Source organism: Seonamhaeicola aphaedonensis, assembly GCF_003386195.1.
GTDB classification, from domain to species: domain Bacteria; phylum Bacteroidota; class Bacteroidia; order Flavobacteriales; family Flavobacteriaceae; genus Seonamhaeicola; species Seonamhaeicola aphaedonensis.
The window spans coordinates 1-22174 of record NZ_QRDX01000004.1; the positions used below are offsets into that span (position 1 = coordinate 1).

The 22174-nt window shown below is 34.1% G+C and carries 20 protein-coding genes; 11 read left to right on the top strand and 9 right to left on the bottom strand.

The window, feature by feature from the left end; translation table 11 throughout:
* The first annotated feature begins 639 nt into the window (after window positions 1–639).
* The 5 genes from thrS (at window position 640) to DFQ02_RS07575 (ending at window position 7320) form a co-directional block, all read left to right on the top strand.
* Window positions 640–2574 carry a threonine--tRNA ligase gene (thrS, locus tag DFQ02_RS07555; protein WP_116523827.1) on the top strand — a complete coding sequence of 645 codons (1935 nt, stop codon included), beginning with the start codon at window positions 640–642 and terminating at the stop codon, window positions 2572–2574.
* Window positions 2575–2647: 73 nt separating this feature from the next.
* Window positions 2648–3166: a translation initiation factor IF-3 gene (gene infC / locus DFQ02_RS07560; protein WP_116523828.1), complete on the top strand. Its 519-nt coding sequence runs from the start codon at window positions 2648–2650 to the stop codon at window positions 3164–3166.
* Between the two features lie 73 nt (window positions 3167–3239).
* Window positions 3240–3437, top strand: coding sequence for a 50S ribosomal protein L35 (rpmI, locus tag DFQ02_RS07565; protein ID WP_102754533.1), 198 nt, complete (start codon window positions 3240–3242; stop codon window positions 3435–3437).
* Window positions 3438–3540: 103 nt separating this feature from the next.
* On the top strand, window positions 3541–3885 hold the full coding sequence (gene rplT / locus DFQ02_RS07570; RefSeq protein ID WP_116523829.1) for a 50S ribosomal protein L20: 345 nt from the start codon (window positions 3541–3543) through the stop codon (window positions 3883–3885).
* 147 nt (window positions 3886–4032) lie between these two features.
* On the top strand, window positions 4033–7320 hold the full coding sequence (locus DFQ02_RS07575; RefSeq protein ID WP_116523830.1) for an amidohydrolase family protein: 3288 nt from the start codon (window positions 4033–4035) through the stop codon (window positions 7318–7320).
* A gap of 13 nt (window positions 7321–7333) precedes the next feature.
* On the opposite strand, the gene DFQ02_RS07580 is transcribed toward DFQ02_RS07575, so the two are convergent.
* On the bottom strand, window positions 7334–7756 hold the full coding sequence (locus DFQ02_RS07580; protein WP_116523831.1) for a secondary thiamine-phosphate synthase enzyme YjbQ: 423 nt from the start codon (window positions 7754–7756) through the stop codon (window positions 7334–7336).
* A gap of 99 nt (window positions 7757–7855) precedes the next feature.
* Here DFQ02_RS07580 and DFQ02_RS07585 point away from each other — a divergent pair, with 99 nt between their 5' ends.
* The gene (locus DFQ02_RS07585; protein ID WP_147297746.1) at window positions 7856–8299 is read left to right on the top strand and encodes a hypothetical protein; all 444 of its coding nucleotides are present in this window, start codon (window positions 7856–7858) and stop codon (window positions 8297–8299) included.
* On the opposite strand, the gene DFQ02_RS07590 is transcribed toward DFQ02_RS07585, so the two are convergent.
* The 6 genes from DFQ02_RS07590 to tgt form a co-directional block, all read right to left on the bottom strand.
* Window positions 8296–9480, bottom strand: coding sequence for an asparagine synthetase B (locus tag DFQ02_RS07590; protein ID WP_116524134.1), 1185 nt, complete (start codon window positions 9478–9480; stop codon window positions 8296–8298). The genes DFQ02_RS07585 and DFQ02_RS07590 overlap by 4 nt on opposite strands.
* A gap of 133 nt (window positions 9481–9613) precedes the next feature.
* Entirely contained in the window at window positions 9614–11155 is a 1542-nt protein-coding gene (gene dnaB / locus DFQ02_RS07595; protein ID WP_116523833.1) for a replicative DNA helicase, read from the bottom strand.
* A gap of 167 nt (window positions 11156–11322) precedes the next feature.
* Window positions 11323–12276, bottom strand: a complete 954-nt coding sequence (locus DFQ02_RS07600; RefSeq protein ID WP_116523834.1) for an acetyl-CoA carboxylase carboxyltransferase subunit alpha — start codon at window positions 12274–12276, stop codon at window positions 11323–11325.
* Between the two features lie 67 nt (window positions 12277–12343).
* The gene (locus DFQ02_RS07605; RefSeq protein ID WP_116523835.1) at window positions 12344–13255 is read right to left on the bottom strand and encodes a DMT family transporter; all 912 of its coding nucleotides are present in this window, start codon (window positions 13253–13255) and stop codon (window positions 12344–12346) included.
* A 72-nt stretch (window positions 13256–13327) separates the two neighbouring features.
* Window positions 13328–14404 carry an LptF/LptG family permease gene (locus DFQ02_RS07610; RefSeq protein WP_116523836.1) on the bottom strand — a complete coding sequence of 359 codons (1077 nt, stop codon included), beginning with the start codon at window positions 14402–14404 and terminating at the stop codon, window positions 13328–13330.
* A gap of 6 nt (window positions 14405–14410) precedes the next feature.
* Window positions 14411–15541 (bottom strand): tRNA guanosine(34) transglycosylase Tgt, encoded by a 1131-nt coding sequence (gene tgt / locus DFQ02_RS07615; RefSeq protein WP_116523837.1) that lies wholly within the window; start codon window positions 15539–15541, stop codon window positions 14411–14413.
* A 125-nt stretch (window positions 15542–15666) separates the two neighbouring features.
* Between tgt and DFQ02_RS07620 the strand changes: the two genes are divergently transcribed.
* The gene (locus DFQ02_RS07620) at window positions 15667–16254 is read left to right on the top strand and encodes an outer membrane beta-barrel protein (RefSeq protein WP_116523838.1); all 588 of its coding nucleotides are present in this window, start codon (window positions 15667–15669) and stop codon (window positions 16252–16254) included.
* A 54-nt stretch (window positions 16255–16308) separates the two neighbouring features.
* On the opposite strand, the gene DFQ02_RS07625 is transcribed toward DFQ02_RS07620, so the two are convergent.
* Together DFQ02_RS07625 and DFQ02_RS07630 are read right to left on the bottom strand one after the other, a co-directional pair.
* Window positions 16309–18006: a sodium:solute symporter family protein gene (locus DFQ02_RS07625; protein ID WP_116524135.1), complete on the bottom strand. Its 1698-nt coding sequence runs from the start codon at window positions 18004–18006 to the stop codon at window positions 16309–16311.
* 16 nt (window positions 18007–18022) lie between these two features.
* On the bottom strand, window positions 18023–18280 hold the full coding sequence (locus DFQ02_RS07630) for a DUF4212 domain-containing protein (protein WP_116523839.1): 258 nt from the start codon (window positions 18278–18280) through the stop codon (window positions 18023–18025).
* 512 nt (window positions 18281–18792) lie between these two features.
* Here DFQ02_RS07630 and DFQ02_RS07635 point away from each other — a divergent pair.
* From DFQ02_RS07635 to nrfH, 4 genes are all read left to right on the top strand, one after another.
* Window positions 18793–19887, top strand: coding sequence for a heparan-alpha-glucosaminide N-acetyltransferase domain-containing protein (locus DFQ02_RS07635; RefSeq protein ID WP_116523840.1), 1095 nt, complete (start codon window positions 18793–18795; stop codon window positions 19885–19887).
* A 22-nt stretch (window positions 19888–19909) separates the two neighbouring features.
* Window positions 19910–20800 (top strand): alpha/beta hydrolase, encoded by an 891-nt coding sequence (locus tag DFQ02_RS07640; protein ID WP_116523841.1) that lies wholly within the window; start codon window positions 19910–19912, stop codon window positions 20798–20800.
* A gap of 136 nt (window positions 20801–20936) precedes the next feature.
* Window positions 20937–21308, top strand: coding sequence for a TfoX/Sxy family protein (locus DFQ02_RS07645; RefSeq protein ID WP_116523842.1), 372 nt, complete (start codon window positions 20937–20939; stop codon window positions 21306–21308).
* Window positions 21309–21550: 242 nt separating this feature from the next.
* A complete protein-coding gene (nrfH, locus tag DFQ02_RS07650; protein WP_245940226.1) occupies window positions 21551–22156 on the top strand; it encodes a cytochrome c nitrite reductase small subunit in 606 nt (201 codons plus the stop codon).
* Window positions 22157–22174 lie beyond the last annotated feature (18 nt).

A 22174-nucleotide genomic window follows, 5' to 3' on the forward strand; every position in this document is an offset into this window, starting at 1 on the left:
TTAATACTTTTCTTTATTCCTAAATACCTATCGTGAACAACGCAAAACCGAAAAACAATCCCCCGTTTTGCGGGTGCAAACATAATACCTATTTCTCATTCCACAAGAACTTTTTTTGCATTTTTTTAAACCTTTTTTTTTAATCAACACTAAATACTTATTATCAATAACTTACAGATATAAGAAAAATTAATCTTACAACATTTGAAGCCCTAAACTTGAATAGTTTTGGTAGCAAAAAATTAAAAAATAAATGAGTGGGACAAAATTGGAATATAAAATATACGGAAAATCTCTTTAAAAGACAAAAGGTCTGAGTTTAATATTCTAGCTATAAAACTGATTTTGAAAAATTGCGCTTCCTCTTGTGTCACTAATACTTATTATTGGAATCAACACATACAATCATCTTTTGTTTGTGTTATGTTTTCTAGCTTATTAATGCGTTAGAGATTGAACGACCTTTGTAAAATCCTTTTTGGCGAAGGCAAAAAGATTGCGTGGTGAAAGCCCGGACCGAGGGACGAAGGTAACGCTAAAAATCATTACCTGATTTATGGCTGTTAAATTATACCTATATATATATTGTGTGGATTTGTTTATACTATTATCTTTGCAGCCTGATTTTAATTTTGTTTGATGATAGATATTACTTTACCAGATGGTAGTGTAAAAACGTTTGAGGAAAACGTTACACCTATGGATGTTGCTAAAAGTATTAGCGAAGGGTTAGCTAGAAATGTAATTTCGGCAAGTTTTAATGGAACAACTGTTGAAACCGTTACCCCTTTAACCACCGACGGTACATTAATATTATATACCTGGAGAGATGATGAAGGAAAGACTGCTTTTTGGCATTCTTCTGCTCACGTTTTAGCGCAGGCTATTGAGGAATTGTATCCAGGTGTAAAACTTACTATTGGTCCTGCCATTGAAAGAGGATTTTATTACGATGTTGATTTTGGTGAGCATGTAATATCTGAAAAAGATTTTAAGGCTATTGAAAACAAGATGTTAGAAATTGCCCGGGGTAAACATGATTTTAAAATGCGTTCTGTCACTAAATCTGAAGCTCTTTCCTTATATAAGGATAATGAATTTAAAACAGAGCTTATTGAAAATTTAGAAGATGGCACCATAACATTTTGTGATCATTCTAGCTTTACTGATTTGTGTAGAGGCGGTCATATACCTAACACAGGTATTATAAAAGCAGTTAAAGTTTTAAGTGTTGCAGGTGCTTACTGGCGTGGTGACGAAACTAAGCCTCAATTAACACGAGTTTACGGGATTTCATTTCCTAAACAAAAAGAGCTTAACGAGTATTTAGACTTACTTGAGGAAGCGAAGAAACGAGACCACAGAAAATTAGGGAAAGAATTGGAGTTTTTTACGTTCTCACAAAAAGTTGGACAAGGGCTGCCTTTATGGCTACCTAAAGGAACTGCGCTTCGTGAACGCTTAGAGAACTTTTTAAAAGCCGCACAAAAGAAAGCTGGGTATGAAATGGTTGTCTCTCCTCATATTGGGCAAAAAGAGCTATATGTTACATCCGGTCATTATGCTAAATATGGCGAAGATAGTTTTCAGCCTATAAAAACACCCAAAGAGGATGAGGAGTTTTTGTTAAAACCCATGAATTGTCCACACCACTGTGAAATATATAATAGTTTTCAATGGAGCTATAAAGACTTGCCAAAACGATATGCCGAATTTGGTACGGTTTATAGATATGAACAAAGTGGAGAATTACACGGTTTAACTCGAGTTAGAGGATTTACTCAAGATGATGCCCACTTATTTTGCACACCAGACCAATTAGATGAAGAGTTTAAAAATGTTATTGATTTAGTATTGTATGTGTTTGGTTCTTTGGGATTTGAAAATTTTACAGCACAGGTTTCTGTAAGGGATCCTGAAAACCCAGACAAATATATAGGTGATACTAAAAATTGGGAAAAAGCAGAACAAGCCATTATTAATGCGGCAAACGATAAAGGCTTAGATTATAACATCGAAGAAGGCGAAGCTGCATTCTATGGTCCTAAGCTAGACTTTATGGTTAAGGATGCTTTAGGAAGAAAGTGGCAATTAGGAACCATTCAAGTTGATTACAATTTACCAGAGCGCTTTGATCTTACGTATAAAGGAAGTGACAACGAATTACACCGCCCTGTAATGATACACAGAGCGCCCTTTGGAAGTATGGAACGCTTTGTGGCTTTACTTCTAGAACATACTGGAGGTAATTTTCCGCTTTGGTTAATACCAACGCAATGTATTATCTTGTCTCTTAGCGAGAAATATGAAAAATACTCTGAAAAAGTTTTAAATTTGCTAGAAAATGACGAAATTCGCGCCCTTGTAGATCATAGAAATGAGACTATAGGGAAGAAAATTCGGGAGGCCGAAATGCAAAAACACCCTTTTATGCTCATAATTGGTGAGCAAGAAGAAAAAGAAAACAAAGTGACTGTTCGCAGACATGGAGGAGAAGATTTAGGTGTGATGACCATAGAATCATTCTCAAAAATTATAAAAGAAGAGATTAGTAAAACGTTAAAATCGTTCTAAAGTAAAGAAACAAAGTTTAATTTAAAACAGATAAGCCATAGCAATTAGAAGAAGAAGACAGCCTCAAAGAGTTATACAAGAAGATAAACACAGAATTAACTCTAAAATAACATCACCAAAGGTACGTATTGTGGGTGATAATGTTGAAGTTGGTATTTACACAGTTAGAGAAGCATTAGCAATTGCTGAAGACCAAGAATTAGATTTGGTTGAGATTTCGCCAAAAGCAGATCCTCCAGTGTGTAAGGTTATGGATTATAAAAAGTTTCTTTATGAACAAAAGAAACGTGATAAGGCCTTAAAGGCCAAAGCCAGTAAGGTAGTTATTAAGGAAATTAGGTTTGGACCACAAACTGATGACCATGATTACGAATTTAAAAAGAAACATGCTGAAAAGTTCTTAAAAGATGGTGCAAAACTTAAAGCCTTTGTGTTTTTCAAAGGACGTTCCATCATATTTAAAGAGCAAGGACAAATTTTGTTATTACGCTTAGCTCAAGATTTAGAAGAGTTTGGTAAAGTAGAACAAATGCCAAAACTAGAAGGTAAACGTATGACGATGTTCATAGCTCCTAAAAAAGAAAAGAAATAATATAATATGTTGAAACTACGAGTTCAGCATAACAAAGATAATTAAGCGAGATAATTAAAAACTAGGAAAAGAAATGCCTAAAATGAAAACAAAGTCTAGTGCCAAAAAACGTTTTAAGTTAACGGGTACTGGTAAGATTAAAAGAAAGCACGCTTTTAAGAGTCATATTTTGACAAAAAAATCTAAAAAGCGTAAGCTTGCGTTAACTCATGATACTTTAGTACATAAGAGTGACGAAGATAATGTTAAAACCATGTTACGTTTAAAGTAACACAAGTTTTAATCGGTTAAAACAATTTATAAACCCTGGAGCGTGGCTAATACAAAGATTCTGAAACAAGTTCAGAACGCCCGCTACAAAAACAATTAAAATTATGCCAAGATCAGTAAATTCTGTAGCAAAAAGGGCCCGAAGAAAAAAGGTTCTAAAACAAGCAAAAGGTTACTTCGGACGTCGTAAAAACGTTTGGACAGTAGCAAAAAATGCGGTTGACAAAGCGATGCTATACTCGTACAGAGACCGCAGAAACAAAAAAAGAACATTCCGTGCTTTATGGATTACGCGTATCAACGCAGGAGCCAGAGAACACGGTTTATCTTATTCTCAATTCATGGGAAAATTAAAAGCTAACGACATCGAACTAAACCGTAAGGTTTTGGCCGATTTAGCTATGAATAACCCAGAAGCTTTTAAAGCTATCGTAGAGAAAGTAAAATAAGGCTTTTGCCTATTGTAAAACATATTATTCGCTTAATGAAAATCCGATTCCAAAAGAATCGGATTTTTTTTGCCCAATCCTATCATTGATATCCTTAGAATATTGGTTATCTTTCTGTCATCAATTTCCTAATTAATCTAATCAGTCATGTCTAAAATCAAATCCTTATTTATCTTTATTCTAATCGCAACCGTATCCATTCAAGCCCAAACAGAGGATAAAGCAAAAAATAACTGGGATGTTTCCAACCCAGAAGGCAATTGGAATTTCAAAGACTTGAAACTCTCGACCAATGAGGGCACTTGGATGAATATAGATGTGAGTCCAGATGGCTCCCAAATAGCATTCGATTTATTAGGAGATATTTACATCATGCCCATTGAAGGAGGTAAAGCAAACATATTAAGGAAGGGATTGCCTTTTGAAGTACAGCCCCGATTTAGCCCCGACGGTTCAAAAATTTCCTTTACAAGTGATGCTGGGGGTGGAGACAATATTTGGACAATGGATATTGATGGTGCTAACGCCAAACAAATAACAAAAGAAGATTTCAGATTACTTAATAATGCTATTTGGACACCAGACAACAACTACCTGATTGCACGTAAACACTTTACTTCTGAACGCTCTGCAGGAGCCGGGGAGTTATGGATGTACCATATTACTGGTGGTGTTGGTTTACAACTAACCAAACGTAAAAATGACCAACAGGATGTTAACGAGCCCTCGTTATCACCAGATGGGAAGTATTTATATTATAGCGAAGATGTGTATCCTGGCGGCTCTTTTCAATACAATAAAGACCCCAATAATCAAATCTATGTTGTTAACCGTTACGAATTTAGTACGGGTAAAACAGAAAGGATTATTGGCGGTCCTGGAGGTGCTGCAAGACCACAAGTTTCAAGGGATGGCAAAAAAATAGCCTTTGTTAAACGTGTTAGGGCAAAATCCGTACTCTATATCCATAATTTAGAAACTGGCGAGGAATGGCCTATATATGATGCGCTGGATAAAGACCAACAAGAAGCTTGGGCCATATTTGGCGTTTACCCCGATTATAGTTGGATGCCAAATAATGAAGAACTTGTGTTTTGGTCTGGGGGAAAGATTAATAAAATCAACATCAATACATTAAAGCTAACTAACATTCCTTTTCAAATTGATACCACAATTAAAATCGCCCAAGCTTTGGAATTTGAAACCCCTGTTGCTCCAGAGAATTTTACTGCTAAAATGATTCGTAATACGGTTACTTCCCCTGATGGAAAAACCATTGTATTTAGTGCTTTGGGACATCTTTGGGTAAAAAAATTACCTAACGGAACGCCAAAAAGACTAACAAATTCTTCGGATTATGAGTTCGAACCTTCATTTTCTTCCGATGGAAAAAACATAGTGTATGTGAGTTGGAATGACGAAAATCTAGGCAACATTTTTAAAATAAACAGTAATGGAGGCACTCCCATACAGCTTAATACATCCAAGGGTATATTTAGAACCCCTGTTTACTCAAACGATGGCAGCAAAATAACCTATCAAAAAGAACCAGGAAATAGCGATCAAGGCTATATATACTCCAAAAAAACGGGTATTTATATTATGGACTCTAATGGAAACAACAATAAATTTATAACTAAAGAAGGAGCTTATCCAGTTTTTAACACAGAAGGAAACCGAATTGTATACCAAACGGGAGGCGAGTTCTTTGGGGATTTAACCAAAACATTAAAAAGCGTTGATCTTAACGGGAAAGACGAACAAATCTTGGTGTCTCTAAAATATGCCAATCGCCTAGTTTTAAGCCCGGATAATAAGTGGATAGCGTTTTCAAACCTTCACAAAGCCTATGTTGCACCTTTGCCTAAAACTGGAAAAACAGTGACTTTTGATTTAAAAAAGGGAGCTAAAGAGTTTGTTCCTATTACCCAAGTATCGAAAGACGCTGGCATTAGTATCCATTGGTCTAAGGAGAGTGATAAAATTCATTGGACAATAGGTGACGAATATTTTACAAATACCCTATCCGAGCGATTTACATTCCTTAAAGGATCGCCTGATACTATCCCGCCTATCATAGAAAAAGGCACTAAAATTAATTTAATTGCCCTAACTGATAAGCCTAAGGGGACATTAGCTTTTACTGGTGCAACCATAATTACTATGAATGGTGACAAGGTTATAGAAAATGGCACTATAGTGATATCAGGCAATAGAATCCAAGCCATAGGGACTTCTGAAATTGAAATTCCAGAGGATGCAAAAATATTTGATGTTAAAGGAAAGACCATCATGCCAGGTATTGTAGACGTTCATGCCCATGTTGGTGGTTTTAGATCGGGAATTACAACTCAAAAGCATTGGCAACTATATGCAAATTTGGCTTTTGGTGTTACGACTTCGCACGACCCCTCTGCAAATACCGAGTCAATTTTCACCTTTTCTGAACTTATAAAAAGCGGCAACATGGTAGGGCCACGTCTCTTCTCCACAGGAGCTATTCTATATGGTGCCGATGGTGATTTTAAAGCTGTAATCAATAATTTGGATGATGCCCGGTCTGCTGTAAGAAGAACAAAAGCGTTTGGAGCCTTATCCGTCAAGAGTTATAATCAACCTAGGCGTAATCAGCGGCAACAAATCATTCAAGCAGCAAGGGAAGAAGGCATTTTTGTTGTGCCCGAAGGCGGCTCACATTTCTTTCATAATATGTCCATGATCATGGACGGGCATACTGGAATTGAGCATAACATCCCCGTAACTAAAGTATATAAAGATGTGTTGGAATTATGGGGAAAAAGCGAAACAGGATATACCCCAACCTTAATAGTTAATTATGGAGGGCTTAATGGGGAGTTTTATTTTTATGAAAATGATAATGTTTGGGAAAACGAAAAGTTGTTAAAATATACGCCACGAAGTATTATCGATTCTCGTTCTAGGCATCGAATGAAAATACCTCAAGAAGAATACGAAAATGGGCATATTTTGGTTTCCAAAACTTGCAAAGCCCTGACTGATGCTGGTGTAAAAGTCAACCTAGGTGCACATGGCCAATTACAGGGTTTAGGTGCCCATTGGGAATTATGGATGTTGGCTAAAGGTGGTATGACCAATATGGAAGCCCTAAGAGCTGCAACCATAAATGGTGCGGATTATATTGGAGCAAGTAAAGATATTGGCTCCCTCGAAGTTGGCAAATTAGCAGATTTAATTGTAATGGATAAAAATCCCTTGGAAAATATTCGAAATACTGAAAGTGTTATATATACCATGGTAAATGGCCGATTATATGACACAGAAACTATGAATGAGATTGGAAACGAACCAAAAAGTCGAACCAAATTTTATTGGGAAAACAATAAATATAATACTTCTTTCCCTTGGCATGAAAGTACAACCAGTTACGGTCACTGTAGTTGTGGCGCACATTAAGAACATTAACTTACTATGCTCCAAAAGCAGTTAACACTAACGTTCTTGAACCGCCATAATTTCTGTGCTCACATAAATATATGCCTTGCCAAACTCCTAAATTAAGTTTACCTTTAGTTATGGGTATTTGTACCGAAGCGCCGAGCAATGAGCTTTTAATATGGGCTGGCATATCGTCCGAACCCTCATAGGTATGTTTGTAGTAAGGTGCATTTTCCGGTACCATTTTATTAAAATGACTTTCAAAATCTATCCTTACTGTATAATCGGCATTTTCATTTATGGTCAAGCTGGCCGAAGTATGTTTGATAAACACCTGCAATTGCCCAATTTTTATATCGTTTAATTCAGGTATAGCCCTAACAATGTCATCTGTAATGAGGTGAAATCCTCTTGAAAAAGACGTCAACTTAATTTCCTTTTGAAAAAATAACATGCTCCTTTTTTTATTCAAAAATAATCAAAGTTATTTTGTAATTCTATTACGCAACCATTTTCAACTTACATCATCTATTATTTAAATACAATAACTTCCATGAAACATCATTTCATTAAAATAATGGTTTGCCTTTTTATGCTTTCCAATTGTTCTTTAGACAATGGAAGTAACAGTGAAAGCGGAACGATAACCATAGTTTTTTGGCACTTAACAAATACAAGTGGTGGTCTGGCTGGTGTTGACGACCAATTTGATTTGGATAAAGTTATTTGGTCATTTAATGAAGTGAACAGTACTTTAATCATTCAAAATAACAACACAGACGACACTAAACAAGATGGTTTGCCGTCTGGCACCTATTCATTTTCCGTTTCTCTAAACAGCGGCAGCTATTTTATATATATTGACGGGGCTGAATTTGGTTCGTATTCAATTAGCGATACAGAGCTAATAATTGACCAAAATATTACTACAAGTGGCACTGGAGCCGATGGGTTTGTATATACTTTTAAAAAAGTAACGGAAGAAGTGGATATTTAGGTTTTTTGCTTTTTCTTTCTTGCAGCAGGAAACAGAACATTATTCAAAATTAAACGATATCCTGGTGAAGTGGGGTGCAAATCAAGTTCTGTTTTCGCATCACCTACTCTATGCTGGTAATCTTCTGGATCATGTCCTCCATAGAAGGTAAAAAAACCCTTTCCTTTTATACCATGAATGTATTTTGCTTCACCATTTGATTTTGTTTCACCCATTATTAACACATTAGATTTTATTTCATCTCTGGTGAAAGATGTTGTTTGTCCCATAAAGCCCTTTACCAAGGCTGTATGATTTTGACATAACATGGTTGGAATGGGGTCCCACTTTGCAGAAAACTCCATTAAAGAGAAATAGTCTGTGGTTTTGGACACATTTCGCTTTCTAGTCATATCGATTGAAGAAAACTCATAAATTAATGGACTTCGTTCTAAAATAAAATCTTTAAAGGCAAACGTTTTGTTGTAATCTATTTTACTTTGGTATCCAGCTTCACTACCATCACCATCAAACATGGGTTCACAAATATCTATACCTTCAGCAGATAATGCTATATCAAAACTATCTGTGGCGCTACACATAGCAAACATAAAACCACCTCCAATAACATAATCTCTAATTTTTAAAGCAACTGCTAATTTTGCTTGTGATACTTTATCGTATCCTAATTTAGAAGCTAAGGCTTCAGCCGATTTCTTTTCATTTATATACCAAGAAGCTGCTCTATACATGCCGTAAAATTTACCGTATTGTCCTGTAAAATCCTCATGATGCAAGTGTAACCAATCATACAACAGTAAGTTATCGTTTAATACCTCTTCATCATAAACCGTCTCATAAGGGATTTCGGCATATTGTAAAACCATAGTTACTGCATCATCCCAAGGTTGTTTTCCACTAGGTGTATAAACAGCAATTTTTGGCGCTTTTTCTAAAACCACTGCTTCCATATTTTTACTTGGGCTGCTAATGTCTTCAAGAATAGTTTCAGCCATAGTATTAGAAATTACCTCAAAAGAAATACCACGTATTTGACATTCTTTTTGGATACTTTCCGTATCTGGCAACAGAAAAGAACCTCCTCGATAATTTAGAAGCCATTTTACTTTTAGCTGCTTCTCTAAAGTCCAATATGTAATTCCATAAGCTTTTAAATGATTTTTTTGGCTATCAGCATCCATTGGAATAAGCACATAAGATGCAAAGGCTTTTAATGATAGTAAAAAAAATAGTGCAAAGGCTAAAGCATTTTTCATAGACCGAAAGATACTTAAAAATGTGATTTTATAAATGTATTTAACAGAAGATTAATTGCTAGAAAGGAACCTCGTTATCATCATCTTCATTAAACGAACTACCAAATGCCTGATCTGGACTTGCAGTAAAACTATCTGGCTTAAAAGTATCATCATTAGCAGCGGCATTCATTTTTGAATGGAACTCGAAAGGTGAATCAAAATCATCTAAGTTATCAAACTTACCAAGATGCCCAATGAATTTTAATCTAATATTATCTAAACCACCATTTCTATGTTTTGCTATGATAAATTCTGCTTGACCTTCGGTTGGTGAACGTTCTTCATCATCCCATTCATCAATTTTGTAGTATTCAGGCCTGTAAATAAAACTCACAATATCGGCATCTTGCTCAATGGCTCCAGACTCACGTAAATCTGATAATAAAGGTCGCTTACTGCCTCCTCTAGTTTCAACAGCACGTGATAACTGAGACAAAGCTATTACAGGAACATTTAGTTCCTTTGCCAATGCCTTTAAATTACGTGATATCATAGAGATTTCTTGCTCTCTGTTACCAGTAGTCGAACTTCCACCTGTCATAAGCTGTAAGTAATCAATCATGATTAATTTTATATCATGCTGTGAGGATAAACGGCGTGCTTTAGCTCTTAAATCGAAAATGGACAACGATGGGGTATCGTCAATAAAAAGTGGGGCTTTTTCTAACCCTTTCACTTTAACGTTTAATTGCTCCCATTCATGCTTTTCTAGTTTACCAGTGCGAAGTTTTTCTGAAGATAACCCTGTTTCACTAGAAATTAAACGTGTAATTAACTGTACCGAAGACATCTCTAACGAGAAAAAAGCTACCGGAATATTTTGGTCAACAGCAATATTTCGAGCCATAGACAGCGTTAATGCTGTTTTACCCATACCAGGACGTGCCGCTACAATGATTAAATCTGACGGTTGCCAACCAGAGGTTAATTTATCTAATTTAGTAAAGCCTGTTGGAATTCCGCTTAACCCTTCTTTATTAGAAATTTCTTCGATTTTCTTTTTGGCCTGAATTACCAAATCTTGAGCAGATTCACTAGACTTTTTTATGTTGCCTTGTGTAACTTCATATAATTTAGCCTCGGCTTTATCTAATAAGTCAAAAACATCTTTGGTTTCATCATAAGAATCTTCAATAATTTCACTTGAAATCTTAATTAAACTGCGCTGAATAAACTTTTGTAAAATGATGCGTGCATGAAACTCAATATGCGCTGAAGATGATACTTTTTGTGTTAAAGAAATGAGATAAAAATCGCCACCAACCATTTCCAATTTCGCATTCTTCTTTAATTGTGTTGAAACGGTTAATAAGTCTATAGGCTCACTACTTTCAAACAACTCAAAAATAGCTTCAAAAATATGTTGGTGTGCTTCTTTATAAAATGCATCGGGGCTTAAAATATCTATTACCTCATCAACCCCCTTCTTATCAATCATCATTGCTCCCAATACAACTTCCTCTAAATCAATAGCTTGAGGAGGTATTTTACCTTTCTCTAAGGTAATCAACGTACTTTTATCTACTTTATATCCTTGAATTTGGTTGGGTTGTTTCATAGCTACGAAAGTAATTAAAAAGAAGATTGAATTGACAATAGAGTAATATTCGATTTCAACTAACAGTTAACAATTTAAATGTTAATAACTTAATTATATTGTGAATAAGCATAAAAAAAACCTGAAGTGTTAAACTCCAGATTTTGTAATCTTTGGTTTTAAAAGGATTAGCCTTTAAACACGCCCATATTAGCATATTTATCCATACGTTTTGCAACCAATTCTTTTGGTGATAAGTTTTTTAAAGACTCATAAGTTTTTACAATAGTATTGCTGACAGATGTGAATGTTTTTTCTCTATCTCTATGTGCGCCTCCTAGAGGTTCTTTGATAATTTGATCTACTAATTTTAGTTTTTTCATATCTGTAGCCGTCAATTTTAGAGCCTCTGCTGCTCGTTCTTTATACTCCCAACTGCGCCACAAAATAGAAGAACAAGACTCTGGAGAAATCACAGAGTACCAAGTATTTTCAAGCATTAAAACTACATCTCCAACGCCAATTCCTAGAGCACCACCAGAAGCTCCTTCTCCTATAACAATTGTGATGATAGGTACTTCTAGCCTTGTCATTTCGAGGATGTTTCTAGCAATAGCCTCTCCTTGTCCACGTTCTTCAGCTTCCAAACCTGGATACGCTCCTGGAGTGTCTAACAATGTTACCACAGGTATCTCAAATTTCTCAGCCATTTTCATTAAGCGAAGTGCTTTTCGATAACCTTCTGGATTAGCCATTCCAAAATTTCTGTACTGTCTGGTTTTAGTATTATATCCTTTTTGTTGCCCTATGAACATAAAACTCTGGTCGCCTATTTTTCCCAAACCACCAATCATGGCTTTGTCATCTTTAAAGTTTCTATCGCCATGTAACTCTAAAAAAGTATCACCACAAATAGCTTTAATGTAGTCTAAAGTGTAGGGTCTGTTAGGATGACGTGACAACTGAACACGTTGCCAAGGCGTTAACTTTTTGTAAATATCTTTTTGGGTAGCTTTTAATTTTTTCTCTATTTGCTCGCAAGTCTCTGTAACATCAACTTCACTTTCTTCTCCAATGACCTTACACTTTTGAAGCTGTTCTTCTAATTCTTTTATGGGGAGTTCAAATTCTAAATATTCCATAAGAATTCCTTTTGGCTATTAATTTTGGTTAGGCTACAAATATAAAAACTTTAATCTTGATTAAGCCTCAAGAATATTTACTTTTTAGTTTTTTAGAATTTTTAAGTATACCATTTAATAATACTGTTACTATTATAACAATAGCTCCATAATAAAATGAATTACTCATTATTTCCTTCTCTGGAAACAATATTATTGCCATTAATATCCCATAAATAGGTTCTAAATTATAAGTTAATACAACTGTGTATGGGCTAATTAATTTCATCACATATATTGATGCTATAAATGCATAAGCTGTACAAACTGAAGCTAAAATGAATAAATAAATAAAATCTAATTTGCTTAAATTGAAAAATTCTAGACTAAAACCATCAGTAAAAAAAATAAGATATAGTGATATAAAAAAAACTCCACTTAAAAATTCATAAAATGATATGACGGTAGCTGTATGTTGTTTTAAAAAATTACCATTCAACACAGCAAATAGCGATGAAAAGAATGCTGATACTATACCTAAAATAATCCCCTTGAGATACTTTATCTCGCTTTGTGTGATAATAAAAATACCAATAATCACAATGATTCCGAAAATAATTTCATACCAAATTATTTTTCGTTTATAAACAATGGGTTCTATAAAAGATGCAAAAAATGCACCCGTTGAAAACATAGCTAGAGCTATGGAAATATTAGCTTCATCAATTGCTCCAAAAAAACAAATCCAATGTGCTGCAATTATAACACCTGCTATAGATAATTTTAAAATAGACTTAGGTTTGATTCTTATTTTAACTTTTGCCAATTTAATATAAAGAAACATTAAAATTGATGCCATGACCATTCTAAACCAAACTAAAGGAATAGCTGTAATTGAGATTAACTCTCCTAAAATAGCCGTAAACCCAGCAATGAAAACTAAAAAATGTAAATGAAGATAATTTTTAAGATGGGATTTATTATGAAATAATCTATCCATTTTACTTTCTGTTCTTTTACAAACTATAAGGTATAGCAGGTCTTCTAATCATCTTAAAGCTGTACATACTCTCTAGCGTTTGGCATTGTTTAAAAGGTATATTGCTAAGATACCAAAAAGAGTATTAGGAAACCAAGCAGCTGTGAGGGGAGAAAAGTCTGATTGTTCAGCCATGACCCCAAAAACCTTATCGAAAAAAACAAAAACCATAGCAATGCAAATACCTAAGGCTAAATTAACCCCCATACCTCCTCTTCTTTTTATTGAAGACACTGCCACCGCTATAATGGTTAAGATAAATACCGAAACAGGTAAACTCCACTTTCGATACAAAACTAATTTAAATCTTCCCACTTCTGAAGAACCCCGAGCTTCTTCTTCTTTAATAAATTTTGTTAAATCACCATAGCTTAAAACTTCTGCAGCGAATATAGGCGGGGTTAAATCTTTTACCGTGAAATCAAAAAGTGTATCCTTGGTTCTTATACTTTCTAATTCATCCTCATTTTCAAGAATTCTTCTCTTCACATAATTTGTTAACCTATACGTGGTATCTTCCTCAATATATCTGATATTATCAGCAGTTATCTTATATAAAAGCTTATTATCTTCAAAATGCTCTAAAGTAAAATTATAGCCCTTGTTGGTTTTCATATCAAAACTGCTTACATAGATAATCTCGTTGTCATTTATTTTTCTAAACACATTGGTATTGTTAACTGCTTTTCTTCCCTTTTTTAAATACTTATAAGTAAAATCGTTAAAGCCTTCACTAGCTTTGGGAGCCAAAAACATACCTAATACCATAGAAAAAACGGCTATAAGGCAAGCTCCTATTAAATAGGGTCTTAAAAAACGAGTAAAAGAAACACCAGAACTCAAAAAGGCAATGACTTCGGTATTATTAGCTAGTTTTGAAGTGAACCAAATTACTGATATGAATAAAAATAGTGGGAATAATAAATGTGTAAAATAGATAGTAAAATCTAAAAAATATAACAAAACTTCTGAAAGAGGCACTTCATTTTCAAGAATTTTACCAATCTTTTCAGCTAAATGCACTGTTATCATTATAGGAATAAATAATAACAGCATCATTGAAAATGTGAGCAGATATCGCTTTAATATGTACCAGTCTAATATCTTCATTAACAATTACAAACGTTTATCCATTTGCTTTACCATTGTGTCTTTCCATATTCTAAAATCTCCAGCTAATATATGTTTTCTTGCTTCGCGAACCAACCACAAATAAAAACCTAAATTATGAATAGTGGCTATTTGTTTTCCTAACAATTCATTAACTGAAAATAAATGACGTAAGTAAGCTTTACTATACTCAGTATCTACAAAAGTAATACCCATTTCATCAATGGGCGAAAAATCATCCTCCCACTTTTTATTTTTAATATTGATGGTACCATGTGCCGTAAATAACATCCCGTTTCTTGCGTTACGTGTTGGCATAACACAATCAAACATATCTATACCTAACGCAATATTTTCTAAAATATTGATTGGTGTACCAACCCCCATTAAATATCTAGGTTTATCTTCAGGTAAAACACCGCAAACAACATCGGTCATGGCATACATTTCTTCGGCAGGTTCTCCAACAGATAAGCCGCCAATAGCATTTCCTATGGCTCCGGCATTGGCTATATATTCGGCTGACTGTATGCGCAAGTCTTTATAAGTACTACCTTGAACAATTGGAAAAAAGGCTTGACTATAATCGTACTTAAAAGGTGTTTTTTCTAAATGATTCATACATCTATCTAACCATCTATGAGTCATGTGCATGGAGCGTTTAGCATAATTGTAATCACATGGGTAAGGCGTACATTCATCAAAGGCCATAATGATGTCTGCTCCAATACTACGTTGAATTTCCATAACATTTTCAGGTGTAAAAATATGGTAACTTCCATCTATATGAGACTTGAATTTAACCCCTTCTTCCTTAATTTTTCTATTAGCCGAAAGCGAATACACTTGATACCCACCAGAATCGGTTAAAATATTTCTATCCCAATTCATGAATTTATGAAGTCCCCCCGCCTTTTCAATAATATTGGTTTGCGGACGTAAGTATAAATGATAAGTGTTACCTAAAATAATATCGGGGTTTATTTCTTCTTTCAACTCTCGTTGATGCACTCCTTTAACAGTTGCCACTGTACCTACAGGCATAAAAATAGGGGTTTCAATCACCCCGTGGTCTGTAGTTATTTTTCCTGCTCTGGCTTTACTTTGGTTATCTTGAGCGTTTAGTTGAAACTTCATCTTTATACTTATTCAATGGGCAAATATAATTAACTGAAAAATGATAACGTTTGTATTAAAAAGAAAATAATTTAGTTTTGGCAGCGTTTTTGATTATGTTAAACAAATCTTAAAAACGAACAATTATGAGACATGTATTTTTAATCGCATTGTTTGCGTTACTTCTAACTACTACATCCAAAGCACAAACAGCAACCGGTTTTGGTTTTAAAGCCGGCTTAAACTATAATGCTAATGGTAACTATTTTGATTCTGTAAGTGAAAATGCCAAACACCCTGACAGAAACATTGGATACCATTTTGGACTTTTTGGAAAAGTTGGAAACAAAATATATTTTAAACCCGAAGCTGTTTTTACTAGTACAAAAAGTGATTATGATGATGGCACTTTTAAAATGCAAAAAATTGATGTCCCTATGTTAATTGGTGCCAAAGTTATTGGTCCTTTAAGTGTTTTTGGTGGACCATCATTTCAATTTATTTTAGATTCTGAATTTGATAATATTTCTATTAATAATATCGAAAATGACTTTTCAGTTGGTTTAAATTTTGGAATAGGACTTAACCTAAAAAAAATTGGTATTGATATTAGGTACGAAAGAGGGTTTAACAACAATGAAGCCACATTCTTAAACAACAATATCAATAATATCAATGATAGGTTAGACACCAGACCAGACCAACTCATTTTGAGTTTGTCTTTTATTCTATAATATAGCCTAATATATATACTATATGAGGTCGTTAGTATTACGACCTCTTTTTTATTAATGACTGCTAGCTTCCCCAGCTCCGCTAGGTATTCTAATGTTTTCTACAATTTCCTGAACCCCTTCTGGAGGAGCTTTTGTAAATTTCATAATTGTAATTGACACTACAAAATTCAATACCATGGCCACAGTACCAAAACCTTCTGGCGAGATTCCAAACCACCACTCGCTTTTATCGGGTAGTGTGTCATCAAACCAACCTAACTTATACTTTATCATGTAAAGCAGCATTGCTACAATGCCAATCACCATACCAGCAATGGCGCCTTCTTTATTCATTCGTTTGTAAAAGATTCCTAAAATAATCGCTGGAAAAAAGGAGGCTGCCGCCAAACCAAAGGCCAAAGCTACTACGGCCGCCACAAATCCTGGAGGATGAATACCGTAATACCCCGCTACTACTACCGCTCCAACTGCTGACAAACGAGCTGCTACCAATTCGCCTTTTTCAGAAATTGAAGGCTTAATTACTTTTTTAATCAAATCGTGAGAGACCGATGCCGAAATCACCAATAACAATCCTGCTGCTGTCGATAATGCCGCTGCCAATCCTCCTGCCGCCACTAAAGCAATAACCCAATTAGGAAGCTTTGCAATCTCGGGGTTTGCAAGGACCATAATATCTCTATCCACTGTAAGTTCATTTTTTGTAGCATCAGCTACATATTGAATATTACCATCATCATTTTTATCTTCAAAGCTTATGAGCCCAGTAGTTTCCCATTTCTTAAACCATTCTGGCATATTGGCATAAGGCTTATTTGAAACGGTTTCTATCATATTAGTTCTAGCAAAGACCGCTACTGCTGGAGCTGTGGTATAAAGTAATACTATGAGCAATAAGGCAATTCCAGCAGATTTACGAGCATCTCTAACCCTTTTAACAGTAAAAAAGCGGACAATAACATGTGGTAGTCCAGCAGTGCCAACCATAAGTGCCAAAGTAATTGCAAAAACATCGATGGTAGACTTAGAACCTTCTGTATATTCAGAAAACCCCAATTCTGAGCTCAATCCATCTAATTTGTCTAATAAATATCCTGAACCATCAGTTAATTCAGAACCAAACCCTAATTGAGGAATAAGATTTCCTGTCATTTGAAAGGATATAAAAATAGCCGGGACCATAAACGCAAAAATAAGCACACAATATTGTGCTACTTGCGTATAAGTAATGCCCTTCATACCACCTAAAACGGCATAAAACAGCACAATAAACATTCCAATGATGACACCAGCATTAATATCGACTTCTAAGAATCTAGAAAATACGATTCCAACCCCGCGCATTTGTCCGGCTACATAAGTAAATGACACTAATAAAGCGCATATTACGGCAACAATTCTAGCGGTATTTGAGTAATATCGATCACCTATAAAATCGGGTACTGTAAATTTCCCGAATTTTCTCAAATAAGGTGCTAGCATAAGTGCCAATAATACGTACCCTCCTGTCCAACCCATTAAATATACGGCACCGTCATACCCAGCAAAAGAAATAATACCAGCCATAGATATAAAGGATGCTGCACTCATCCAATCAGCGGCTGTTGCCATTCCATTGGCCCAAGGTGATACACCGCCTCCAGCAACATAAAAATCTTTAGTAGAACTTGCCCGAGACCAAATAGCAATACCAATGTATAGTGCAAAAGTTAACCCTACTAAAATATAGGTCCAATCCTGAACGCCTATAGCAGTCATTATAGCATCAAGAATCATAACCATACTTTTTATCCAGTTTATTCATAAGGTGCACATACGCAAAAATGAGGATTACAAATACATACATAGAGCCCTGTTGTGCAAACCAAAACCCCAATTTAAACCCGGCAACCTTAATGGTATTTAATTCGTCTTTAAATAATATTCCAGCTCCGTAAGAAACCAGAAACCAGATAGCCAATAGAATTAAAACATATTTAATATTCTCTCTCCAATAGGCCTTTGCCTTATCTTTTTTAGTCATTTTTAGTTGGTTAAATTCATAAATATATAAAAACGCATTTTTAATACCATAATTTTTATGCAATCAATCGCTTATATCATAGTATAAGATGAATATTTAGCAGATTACATTAGAAAGTAACTCAGAGAAAAAAGAATAAATGTTACTGACCAAAAAATGATGTTAGTTTTATTGTTTTAGATATATGGTAAACTGACAAACACGTTTATGTAGTTGCCTATAAGTGATTTGTTGAGTCTATTCCTCTGGGTTGTTAGTCTCAAATAAACACCGTTTTATTTGAGTTTGTTATTAAAAGTCTGTCAATACATTTGATAGTAATATTTAATTTCGTTCCCTCTACCATTTTACCTCTGGCTTTTTAATACTCTTCTAAATGTTTGATGTGGTAGTTACTCATTAGTTAGTTGATTAAATATGATGGTCTAAAATAATAAATTCAAATAAAATTTATTCAACTTAAAGGGTTAGTTTAAATTTTTAAGCCTATATTTATCTTTACTGCTTTTTTTATGCATAAAACAAACAGATTATATTTTATAGATGCAGTAAGGGCTTTTGCGATTCTGATGATGCTTCAAGGGCACTTCATTGACACGCTTTTAAATCCTATTTATAGAGACAACACCAACATAGCCTACTCCGTTTGGCTCTATTTTAGAGGTATCACTGCTCCTGTGTTTTTCACTATTTCTGGTTTAGTATTCACTTATTTGCTTCTAAAAGCATATGCTAAAAATGATGACAAACCCCGAATTAAAAAAGGATTATTACGAAGTTTGTTCCTTATTTTTACAGGTTATGTACTACGTATTAATTTTTTGAGTTGGTTATCTGGTGAATTTAATACCAATTTTCTTGTAGTTGATGTGTTGCAATGTATTGGTCTTTCTTTAATTCTTTTGATAGGATTACATGTACTTTTAAGAAAATACAGTTATTTATTTTCAGTAGTTTTATTTACTATTGGTTTTTTGTGCTTTCTAACTGAACCACTTTATAGAGATTTAAGCTTAACTAATACACCATTCGTTCTAGCCAATTACTTTTCAAAAAGTAATGGTTCTGTTTTTACTATACTACCATGGTTTGGTTATTCTGCATTTGGTGCATTTACAGCCACCGTTTTTTTCAGACACGTACACCGGTATAAATTCAAATTATTAACTATAGTTGTTTTTTTTATGGTTGGTTATTTTCTCATTTATCATTCTTCATGGTTTTTGAATAAGCTATTCTATATTTCTGGTATAGAGTTATTTTATCAAAGTGCCAATTACAATTATTTATTTACCAGATTTGGTAATGTTCTTGTTTTATTTGGATTGTTTTATAGCCTAGAACGGTTTCTTAAAGCTTCGTTTATTACAAAAATTGGACAAAAAACACTTTCTATTTACGTATTTCATTTTATTCTATTGTTTGGTAGCTTTACAGGTTATGGGTTAAAAAGATATTTAAGTAAAATTTTAAACCCACAAGAAGCTGTCATTGGCGCCCTACTCTTTGTGATGTTTGTGTGTATAATTGCGTTTTATTATGCTAAAACGAATGCATTTTTATATTCCAAAATAAAATTTTTAATTGATAAGGTGAAAAGTAATTAGTACTTGTTTCGACTATATAGTTATGAAAATTTTACAAACACTTATCATCACCTCTGTATTTCAAATTGGTTTTTCACAAATACACTCAACAGATAGTCTTTACACCGTTACCAACACAACACTCGCCTATAAAGTAATAAAAAAAGACACCTTAAAATTAGATTTATATAAACCTAAACATTTCAATGATTCAAAACCTTTAGTCATTTACGTTCATGGAGGCGGTTTTGCCAGTGGTTCAAGAGATGAATCTCATACCATTCAATTTTGTACCAAACTAGCAGAACATGGCTTTCCCGTTGCCTCAATTTCGTATAGATTAACAATGAAAAATAAAGGTTTTGGTTGTGATATAAAGGCTAAAGAAAAATTAAAAGCGTTTGATAAAGCTTCGGAAGATATTAGTTATGCCACTAAATTCTTAATGAAAAATAGTAAAGACTTAAAAATAAATACAGACAACATAGTTTTAGCCGGTACCAGTTCTGGAGCCGAAGCTATCCTAAATCTAGTCTATCTGTATGATAACAATATCTTACCAAAAAACCACAAATTTGCGGGTGTTATTAGCTTAACGGGGGCTTTAACATCACTTGATAATATCAATGCTTCTACTGCGATACCTACTCAATTATTCCATGGAACCAATGATAACTTAGTACCGTATTACATTGCAGCGCATCATTTTTGTGAAGAAGCAGATTCTGGTTATTTACTTTTATATGGTTCTCGGGCCATTGCAGACCGCTTAAAAGGACTTGGTAAAAGCTATTTCTTAACGTCGTTTATTGCAGAACCACATCAAAGATCGAGTGTTCCCATGCACAATCATTTCAATGACATATTAGATTTTCTCAATCATGACGTTATAAATAATAACATCAGACAAACCGAGCGTGTCTTGGGCTTTTAACTTTGCTAAATAGATATTTTATTTCCAATAGGCCTTTGCTTTATTTTTTATTCCTACTTTTAGTTGATTATGCTCTCTAAAAATATAAAAACGTATTTTTAATTCCGTAAGATTATCTTAATGAATTTATCACAATATGGCATACGATGAATATTTAGCAGACCGCATTAGGCTTAATCTCAAAGAAAAAAAAGCCAACTTTACAGATCAAAAAATGATGGGAGGTTTATTATTTAAAATGGATGGTAAAATGCTCTGTGGTATCCATATTGATAAGAAATATGGCGATAGTTTACTCATGGCACGTATTGGTGAGGCTGTTTATGAAAAGGAACTAAAAAAACCCTATTGCTTGCCCATGGATTTTACTGGTCGACCCATGAAAGGATATATATTCGTGACTCCTGAGGGCTTTGATTCTGAAGACGATTTGAGCTACTGGTTAGATTTATGTATCGCATTTAATCCCCTAGCAAAAGCGAGCAAACCTAAAAAGAAGAAGTCTTAATTACGTTGCATTCATAAAGAAAACATAAAAAAATCATTATTAAATTTTGATACCTTTTTAATTATTCAAATTAATATATTACTTAAAAAGAGTTTTATATCTTTTATTTAGAATAGTTTTAAATTATTATTATGAATAAAAAAAATTACAAACATGATAAATGTTAGTTTTTAGTTTTTATTCTGCTTGTATTTTTGACACTAAAACATTTAAGATAAAAAACTCTTTAAATTAGTAATAACTTGAACTTAAAGAAAAAAGAAATTCTCCCAAACAAAAAGTCCAGATGGCGTCCAGTGGCTGTTGTAATGATTGCATCACTTGTTGGCTTGGGCTTTTTTATGGCTAAGGAAGCATCATTAGTTTCCTATATGTCCAACAAACCAGAGGCTTGCGTTAATTGTCATGTTATGACACCTATGTATAATAGTTGGATGCATAGCTCCCATAGAGAATATGCTAATTGCAACGATTGTCATGTACCACATGATAATACTTTTAACAAATATTATTTTAAAGCAAAAGATGGGTTATTTCATGCCTCCATTTTTACTGCTAGAATGGAGCCCGAGGTAATGTTTATGAGAGAAGCCTCTATAGAAGTGGTACAAAATAACTGTATCCGTTGTCACGTACAACAAGTTACCCAAACTAAATACGATGGTTGGATAAATGACCACAACGCCAATAGAATAGAAAGAAAATGTTGGGAATGTCATCAAGAAGTCCCACATGGTACCGTTCATGGTATCTCAACCATAAGAAATAATATTGCGCCTATACCAACCGATACTTTAACAACAGTTATCCCTCAATGGTTAGACAATAAAATAAGTAGTAAAAATTAATTAACACGACCCACAAAT